This is a genomic window from Mesorhizobium sp. M7A.F.Ca.MR.176.00.0.0 (assembly GCF_004023165.1).
Classification (GTDB): Bacteria; Pseudomonadota; Alphaproteobacteria; order Rhizobiales; family Rhizobiaceae; genus Mesorhizobium.
The window spans coordinates 15,470-22,849 of sequence record NZ_RZTC01000029.1 but is presented as its reverse complement, the minus strand read 5'-3'; the positions used below and the strand labels follow the sequence as shown (position 1 = coordinate 22,849).

Annotated in this window: 7 protein-coding genes and 1 pseudogene; 4 read left to right on the top strand and 4 right to left on the bottom strand. The window is 64.6% G+C overall.

Features of this window, described 5'->3' with window-relative positions; translation table 11 throughout:
- The 4 genes and pseudogenes from EOB59_RS36205 to rsmA all read left to right on the top strand — a co-directional run.
- Positions 1–445, top strand: a pseudogene (locus EOB59_RS36205) (LPS-assembly protein LptD); the annotation flags it as partial.
- Positions 446–544: 99 nt separating this feature from the next.
- Complete coding sequence (locus EOB59_RS12370; RefSeq protein WP_127268604.1) at positions 545–1,474, top strand: peptidylprolyl isomerase; 930 nt, start codon at positions 545–547, stop codon at positions 1,472–1,474.
- Between the two features lies 1 nt (position 1,475).
- Positions 1,476–2,504 (top strand): 4-hydroxythreonine-4-phosphate dehydrogenase PdxA, encoded by a 1,029-nt coding sequence (gene pdxA / locus EOB59_RS12365; RefSeq protein ID WP_127398483.1) that lies wholly within the window; start codon positions 1,476–1,478, stop codon positions 2,502–2,504.
- 10 nt (positions 2,505–2,514) lie between these two features.
- Positions 2,515–3,354 carry a 16S rRNA (adenine(1518)-N(6)/adenine(1519)-N(6))-dimethyltransferase RsmA gene (rsmA, locus tag EOB59_RS12360; RefSeq protein ID WP_127398481.1) on the top strand — a complete coding sequence of 280 codons (840 nt, stop codon included), beginning with the start codon at positions 2,515–2,517 and terminating at the stop codon, positions 3,352–3,354.
- Positions 3,355–3,491: 137 nt separating this feature from the next.
- Here rsmA and gmk read toward each other — a convergent pair whose 3' ends face one another.
- The 4 genes from gmk to EOB59_RS12340 form a co-directional block, all read right to left on the bottom strand.
- Entirely contained in the window at positions 3,492–4,148 is a 657-nt protein-coding gene (gmk, locus tag EOB59_RS12355; protein WP_013532512.1) for a guanylate kinase, read from the bottom strand.
- 3 nt (positions 4,149–4,151) lie between these two features.
- Positions 4,152–5,042 carry a YicC/YloC family endoribonuclease gene (locus EOB59_RS12350; protein WP_013532513.1) on the bottom strand — a complete coding sequence of 297 codons (891 nt, stop codon included), beginning with the start codon at positions 5,040–5,042 and terminating at the stop codon, positions 4,152–4,154.
- A gap of 155 nt (positions 5,043–5,197) precedes the next feature.
- Entirely contained in the window at positions 5,198–6,448 is a 1,251-nt protein-coding gene (gene mltG / locus EOB59_RS12345) for an endolytic transglycosylase MltG (RefSeq protein ID WP_127398565.1), read from the bottom strand.
- A gap of 102 nt (positions 6,449–6,550) precedes the next feature.
- Positions 6,551–7,380, bottom strand: an 830-nt coding sequence (locus EOB59_RS12340) for a beta-ketoacyl-ACP synthase II (RefSeq protein WP_245486603.1), incomplete at its 5' end; no start/stop codon positions are given.

Genomic DNA, 7,380 nt, shown 5'->3' with positions numbered 1-7,380 from the left:
GTTCGGCATCAACAGCCCCAACGGCTTCGCGGCCTCGGTCAGCGGCCGTTTCGACGAACAGAGCTTCGAGGTTCGCCGCGCCGAGGTGAAGGCCGCCTATTCCGGCCTGCCTGTGTCGCTGAGCGCCAAATACGCCTTCATCCAGGCCCAGCCACTGTACGGCTTCACCACCGACCGCCACGAAGTCACACTTGGTGCATCCACGCATCTGGCCGAAAACTGGCGCGTTTTCGGCACAGGAACCTACGACCTGCAGCAAAGCCTGCTGGTCAAGGACGGTGTCGGCTTCGCCTACAACGATTCCTGCTTCACTTATCTGATGACCTACTCGCAGTCGCGCGATCTGAACACCAGGGAGGTGTCGCAGACCATCGGCTTCAATCTGTCGTTCCGCACCCTCGGCGAATTCGGCTCGTCGACCAGTGCCATCGACACGATCCAGTAACAATCGGCGACATCGTTTCGCCGCATAGGGCTGGCACGGATTTCGCGCACCTGGAAAGATGAAATTGGGCGGGACCGGGATAGAATTGGGATACCAACGATGAGGAAATACCTCTTTTCAGCAGGTTTCGCGTTGCTCGTGGCGGCGACGTCCGTGTCGATCACTGCAATGACGCCGCCGGCTTTCGCCAGCGAGATCAAATACGTCGTCAACAACATTCCGGTCACCACCGGCGACATAGCCCATCGCGCCGCCTTCCTGAAGCTGCAGCGCAAGAAGGGCGATGCCGGCCAGGAAATGATCGACCAGACGCTGCGTATGGCCGAGGCCAAGCGGCTTGGCATCCGCATCAGCGACGCACAAGTCGAGGCGGCGTATCAGCGCTTTGCCTCGAGCAACAAGATGCAGCTCAGCCAGCTTGACGGCGTCATGGAGAAGTCAGGCGTCACCAAGAGCCACTTCAAGGAATTCATCCGCGCCCAGATGGCCTGGAACCAGGCTTTGAGCGCGCGCTACCGTTCTGGCGACGGCACCGGTGCCGTCAGCGAGCAGGATCTCGTGAGAAAGATGCTCGAAAAAGGCGGCGCCAAACCGAGCGCCACCGAATACATGCTGCAGCAGGTCATCTTCGTGGTTCCGGCGGCTGAACGCAGCGCCACGCTGGGCAAACGCAAGCGCGAGGCCGACGCCATGCGCACCCGCTTCAACGGCTGCAACACGACGCGCGAATTCGCCAAGGGCCTGATCGACGTCACCGTTCGGGATCTGGGCCGGGTGCTGGCGCCGCAGCTGCCGCCGGACTGGGCCGAGCAGATCAAGGCGACCAAAGTCGGCGGTGCCACCGCCACGCGCGAAACCGAACGCGGCGTCGAATTCATCGGCATCTGCTCGTCGCGCGAAGTGTCCGACGACAAGGTCGCCCAGATGGCGTTTCAGGCCGAAGGCTCCGGCGGCGACAAGGATGCCGACGCGCTCAGCAAGAAATATGTCGACGAGCTGAAGGCAAAAGCCCGCATCGTCAAGCGCTGACGTGAGCAACGCAGTGACTGCGCTCGCGTTGAGCGCCGGCGATCCGTCCGGCATTGGGCCGGAGATCGCCATCGCCGCCTTTATGGCGCGCGAAGCTGCCGCCCTGCCCCCCTTCTACCTGCTCGCCGATCCGGCGCTGATCGCCTCCCGGGCGCGCCTGCTCGGCATTTCGCTGCCGGTCGTCGAAACGACATCAGCGCAAGCGGCGCAGGTCTTTGCCCGCGCCTTGCCGATCGTTCCACTGACTGCCCGCTGCATCGACAGCCCCGGCCGGCCGGATCCGGCCAATGCGGCTGCCACCATCGAGGCCATCGACCGCGCCGTCGCCGATTGCCTTGCCGGCGAAGCCTCGGCCGTGGTCACCTGCCCCATCGCCAAGAAGCCGCTCTACGACGCCGGCTTTCGCTTCCCCGGCCACACCGAGTATCTGGCGCATCTGGCGGCCCGGCACAGCGGCGTCGAGGCGATGCCGGTAATGATGCTGGCAGGACCCGACCTGCGCACCGTTCCCGTCACCATCCACATCGCGCTGGCCGAGGTGCCGAAGGCACTGACCACCGAGCTGATCGTCGCCACCGCGCTCATCACCGCCGCCGACCTTACCGGCCGCTTCGGCATCGCCAAGCCACGGCTGGCGATTGCCGGGCTCAACCCGCATGCCGGCGAAGGCGGCGCCATGGGCCTCGAGGACGAGCGGATCGTGCGCCCGGCGGTCGACATCCTGCGTGCCGATGGCATCGACGCTTTCGGCCCTTTGCCGGCCGACACGTTGTTCCATGTCCGGGCGCGGGCGGGCTACGACGCGGCCCTTTGCATGTATCACGACCAGGCGCTGATCCCGGCCAAGGCGCTGGCTTTCGACGAGGCGGTCAATGTCACGCTCGGCCTACCCTTCATCCGCACCTCGCCCGACCACGGCACGGCCTTCGACATCGCCGGCAAGGGTGTGGCGCGGCCCGACAGCCTGATAGCGGCGCTGAAGCTTGCCCGGCGGCTGGCCGACACGAACACGAAGGCGGTTGCGGTATGAGATCTCGGGCATGAGCATCGACGGGCTGCCGCCGCTGCGCGAGGTGATCGAGCGTCATGGGCTGCAGGCAAAGAAGGCGCTCGGCCAGAATTTCCTGCTCGACCTCAATCTCACCGGCAAGATCGCGCGCACCGCCGGCGACTTGTCCGATGCAACCGTGATCGAGGTCGGTCCCGGTCCCGGCGGGCTGACCCGCGCCCTGCTTTCCAACGGCGCGCGTCACGTCATCGCCATCGAGCGTGACGAACGTTGCCTGGCTGCTCTTGCCGAAGTGTCCGACCACTATCCCGGCCGGCTGGAGGTTGTTTCCGGCGATGCGCTGAAGACGGATTTCACAGGCCTTGCCAGTCGAGCGGCCGGCAATGGCGGCCCGGTCAAGATCGTGGCCAACCTGCCCTACAATATCGGCACGGAGCTGCTGGTGCGCTGGTTGGCGGTCAGCGACTGGCCGCCTTTCTACACCTCGATGACTTTGATGTTCCAGCGCGAGGTGGCCGAGCGCATCGTCGCGCCTGCCGGCAGCGACAGCTATGGCCGGCTGGGGGTTCTTGCCGGCTGGCGGACGGAGGCGAGGATCGCCTTCGACGTACCGCCACAGGCATTCACGCCGCCGCCAAAGGTCACCTCCTCGGTGGTGCATCTGGTGCCGCGCCCGACGCCCCTGCCCGCCGAGGTGAAGAAACTCGGCCGCGTCACAGAAGCCGCTTTCGGCCAACGTCGCAAGATGCTGCGGCAGAGCGTGAAAAGCCTCGGCGGCGAGGCCCTGCTCGAACGCGCCGGCATCGATCCGACACGCCGCGCCGAGACGCTCAGCGTCGAGGAATTCGTGCGGCTGACCAATGCCGTGTAGCTCTCTTCTCCCCGTTTACGGGGAGAAGATGCCGGCAGGCAGATGAGGGGGCAGCACGAACCTTGAAATGCCAGCACCGCCCCTCATCCGGCCCTTCGGGCCACCTTCTCCCCGTGAACGGGGCGAAGGAAGAGGTCTCAGCCCGTCTTCTCGTCCAACAGTCCAGAGACGAAATCGAACAGGCCTGGCCGGCGGTCGCGTCTTAGCCGCTCGGCGACGACGATGCCGCGCACTTCGGCGAAGGCGCGGTCAAGGTCATCATTGACGATGACGAAATCATATTCCTTCCAGTGCTCGATCTCGTTGCGGGCGTTTTTCAGCCGCGTCTCGATCACCGCCTCCTGGTCTTCAGCGCGACGTTTCAGCCGCGCCTTCAACTCCTTCATCGATGGCGGCAGGATGAAGATCGAGACAATGTCGGCGCGCATCTTCTCCTTGAGCTGCTGGGCGCCTTGCCAGTCGATGTCGAACAGCATGTCGCGCCCCTCGGACAGCGCCAGTTCGGCCGGTTCGCGCGGCGTCGCATAGCAATTGCCATGCACCTCGGCCCACTCCAGCAGCGCGTCGGAATCACGAAGCCGCTCGAATTCGCGCATCGTCCGAAAATGATAGTGGACGCCTTCGATCTCGCTTCCACGGCGCGGCCTGGTGGTGACCGAGACCGACAGTTCGAGGCTGGAATCGCTTTCCAGAAGATTGCGCGCGATCGTCGACTTGCCGGCGCCGGACGGCGACGACAGGACGAGCATCAGGCCCCGGCGGCGTATGCGGGACCCCAAATCCTTGGCAACCATCGGCTACTCCAGATTCTGGATCTGTTCACGAAACTGGTCGACCACCGCCTTCAGGTCCAGGCCGATCGCGGTGATGGCTGCGGCATTCGATTTGGAACACAGCGTATTCGATTCGCGGTTAAATTCCTGTGCCAGAAAATCGAGCTTGCGACCGACCGCGCCGCCGCCCACCAGCAGTGCCCGGCCGGATGCGACATGCGTTTTCAGCCGGTCGATCTCTTCGCGAATATCGGCCTTGGTGGCCAGGAACGCCGCCTCCATATGCAGTCGGGTGGCATCCAGATTGGCGGAAGCGTCCATCAGCAGCCTGACCTGCTCGGCGATGCGTTCGCGGATCACCGCGGTCTCGCGGGATGGATCCACTTCTGCCCGCAGCGTCAGCGCCTCGATCGTGTCGATATGACCCGACAACAGCAAAGCCAGCGCGGCTCCTTCGCCCTGCCGTGCCTGTTCGAGCCCGTTCAAGGCCACTTCGAGCGCGGCCATGATCGCGGCATCGAGCGCGGCCCTCGCCTCCTCGGTTTCGACGGTTTCAGGAATGTCGAGCACGCCGCGCAGCGAAAGCAATCCATCCGACGTCGCCGCAGCAACGCCGAATTGCTCCTGCAGCCGTTTGGCGAGCCCAGCAAGGTCCTTCAGGAAGGCTTCGTTGACGACCGGCTGCGCCTGCGCGCCAACGGCACGGCCGATGGTCAGCGTCGCCTGGAAATTGCCGCGTGCAAAACGTTTCTGAAGTATTTGCCGGACAGCAGGTTCCAACCGCTCGAAGCCTTGCGGCAGCCGCAGCCGTACCTCGACGCTCTTGCCGTTTACGGACTTGACCTCCCAGGCGATCGAGGTGCCTTCGTGCTCGGCGACGGCACGTGCAAAACCGGTCATGCTCTGCAAATTCATATCGCCCACACGTCCCTTGCACATCGCCCTGAACCGGCTTTCCGGACAGAGCGAGTGCGGCTTGAAAAAGACTGCGCCGCAGGCGCGTCGAAACCGGACGCGCGGCGCTCTTCCAAATGTCAGGGCGTTGCCTGCCGGGCAACGCCTTTCTTCATTTACTGGGCAGCGCCCGCGTCACCGCCGCTGTCGTCGGCACCGTCAGCCGGCCCACTGCCAGCGGGTTCGACGGCATTGCTGTCGCCGGTGCCAGTCGTCTTGGCGGCTTTGGCGGCATCATCGGCCTGCTTCTTCAGCAACGCGCGATAGCGGGCGACGTTCTCGTTGTGCTCGTCCAGCGTCGCGGCAAAGACGTGCCCGCCGGTGCCGTCGGCAACGAAATAGAGGTCGGCGGTCTTCGACGGATTGGCCACCGCCTCCAGCGCTGCACGACCCGGATTGGCGATCGGCGTCGGCGGCAAGCCATTGATCACATAGGTGTTGTAGGGCGTCTGTTTCTGGATGTCCGACTGGTAGATCGGCCGATCCGCCGGCTTTCCCTTGCCGCCGAACAGCCCGTAGATGATGGTCGGATCGGATTGCAGGCGCATGCCCTTGGCAAGCCGGTTCAGGAAGACGGCGGCAACTCGCGAACGCTCGTCACCCTTGCCCGTCTCCTTCTCGACGATCGAGGCCAGCGTGACGAACTCCTCGACGTTGGCCAGCGGCAGGTCAGGCGCGCGCCGCTGCCAGACATCGTCGACCAGCTTCTTCTGATCCGCCAGCAGCTTGTCGACCATCTGCTGGCGTGTCGCTCCGCGCGTGAAGCGCAGCGTGTCGGTGGCGAGGCTGCCCTCCGGCGGCGTGGTTGCCGGCATGTCGCCGCTCAAGGCATTCTCCTCGGCGATGCGCTGCAATGCCTGGTCGACCGTCAGTCCTTCAGGAATGGTCAGCGAATACATCACCGACTTGCCGCTCTTCAGAAGCTCCATGATATCGCGCATGGATGCCCTGGGCTTGATCTCGTACTCGCCGGCTTTCAGCGCGGAATCATTGCCGAAGGCCCGCACGCCAAGGCGGAATACCCGGGCGTCGCTGATCAACCCGCGGCGTTCGAGCTGGTCGGCGATATCCTGGACGCCGGTGCTCGGCTTGACCAGGAAGGTGTCGCCATTGGCCGAAGGTCCGGGTTCGGTGAATTCCTGCTTGCCGAAATAGACCGCGACGCCGGCCGCCAGAACCACCAGCATCACCGAGGAGATGACGAAGTTCATGAACACGACGACCTGGCTGCGTGACGCCCGCGAGCGCTTCGGCGGCGGCGTGCCAGCCTCCGGCCGCAACGCTTCGCTGGCCGTTTTCGGCACGATCGGGCCGGATGTCGGCGGCCGTTGCCCGAATTCTCCGTTGCCTGCCGGATTTGTGTTCATTTCGCCCTACCGTTTGATCGCCCAACGAATCCCCAGCGGCAGAGTAGGGGCGAATATGGCAAAATTGACGGCACGCCGAAGCGCCGCCCGGCAGCCGGACGATCAGCCATTGTAGCGCTGGAAGACCAGCGACGCGTTGGTCCCGCCAAAGCCGAAGGAATTGGACAGCGCAACGTCGATCTGGCGGGCACGCGGCTTGTTCGGCACCAGGTCGATCGCGGTTTCGCGTTCCGGGTTGTCGAGGTTGATGGTCGGCGGCGCGACATTGTCCCTGATGGCAAGGATCGAGAAGATCGCTTCGGCGGCACCCGCCGCCCCAAGCAGATGGCCGATCGACGACTTGGTCGACGACATCGAAATCTTCGATGCGGCATTGCCGACAAGCCGCTCGACCGCGCCGAGCTCGATCGTGTCGGCCATGGTCGAGGTGCCGTGCGCGTTGATGTAGTCGACATCGGCCGGCGTCAACTTGGCCCGGTTCAGTGCCGCCGTCATGCAACGGAAGGCGCCATCGCCATCCTCGGCGGGCGCGGTGATGTGATGCGCGTCGCCGGTGAGACCGTAACCCGTCACCTCGGCATAGATCTTGGCGCCGCGCGCCCTGGCATGTTCGAGCTCCTCGAGCACGACAACGCCGGCGCCCTCGCCCATAACGAAGCCGTCGCGGTCGCGATCATAGGGTCGCGACGCCGTTTGCGGCGAATCATTGCGTTCCGTCGACAGTGCCCGGCATGCGGCAAAGCCGGCGATCGACAGCCGCGTCACCGGCGCTTCGGCGCCACCGGCGACCATCACGTCGGCATCGCCCCACATGATCAACCGGGCAGCATCGCCAATGGCGTGCGCGCCGGTCGAACAGGCCGTGACGACGGCATGGTTCGGGCCTTTCAGTCCGTGCCGGATCGAAACCTGCCCGGAGACGAGATTGATGA

Coding starts and splice junctions, on each gene's coding strand:
- gmk (WP_013532512.1), bottom strand. CDS start 4,148: ATGGTTGCCAAGGATTTGGGGTCCCGCATACGCCGCCGGGGCCTGATG.
- EOB59_RS12350 (WP_013532513.1), bottom strand. CDS start 5,042: ATGAATTTGCAGAGCATGACCGGTTTTGCACGTGCCGTCGCCGAGCAC.
- rsmA (WP_127398481.1), top strand. CDS start 2,515: ATGAGCATCGACGGGCTGCCGCCGCTGCGCGAGGTGATCGAGCGTCAT.
- EOB59_RS12370 (WP_127268604.1), top strand. CDS start 545: ATGAGGAAATACCTCTTTTCAGCAGGTTTCGCGTTGCTCGTGGCGGCG.
- mltG (WP_127398565.1), bottom strand. CDS start 6,448: ATGAACACAAATCCGGCAGGCAACGGAGAATTCGGGCAACGGCCGCCG.